Origin of the sequence: Demequina ureilytica (assembly GCF_048553575.1) — a bacterium.
Taxonomy (GTDB): Bacteria; Actinomycetota; Actinomycetes; order Actinomycetales; family Demequinaceae; genus Demequina.
The window spans coordinates 1-531 of the sequence record NZ_JBLZIE010000011.1 but is presented as its reverse complement, the minus strand read 5'-3'; the positions used below and the strand labels follow the sequence as shown (position 1 = coordinate 531).

General features: G+C 61.6%; 1 protein-coding gene. It reads left to right on the top strand.

From position 1 onward, the window contains the following. On the top strand, positions 1-531 hold a 531-nt coding region (locus ACNI3K_RS13075; protein ID WP_419392338.1), incomplete at both ends, for a bacterial Ig-like domain-containing protein.

Genomic DNA, 531 nt, shown 5'->3' with positions numbered 1-531 from the left:
ATTGCGGTGACGCAGTTGCCGTCCAAGTCGGAGTATGTGGTGGGTGACGATCTGGATCTGGATGGTTTGGAGGTCACGGGTACGTGGACTGACTCGACCACTGAGGTGCTCAGTGCCGACGAGTTCACGGTGTCGGGCTTTGATTCGTCGGTGGCTGCCACGGTGATGGTGTCCGTGACGTTGGTCGATGACCCGTCGGTCACGACGTCGTTCACTGTGACGGTGTCTGAGCCGGCTCCGGTGGAGTTCTCGGACATCGATGGCAATGAGCACGCGGCCGCGATCGAGTGGCTTGCGGCTCAGGGCATCAGCACGGGTTGGGAGACCGAGAACGGTACGGAGTTCCGTCCGTTCAACTCGATCACTCGTGATGCGATGGCGGCGTTCCTGTACCGCTACGCGGGGTCACCTGACGTGACGTTGCCGGCTCAGTCGCCGTTCGTGGATGCGGATGAGTCGCTGGAGCACTATGAGGCGATTGTGTGGCTGGCCCAGGAGGGTATCTCCGAGGGTTGGGACACCAACGCAGGT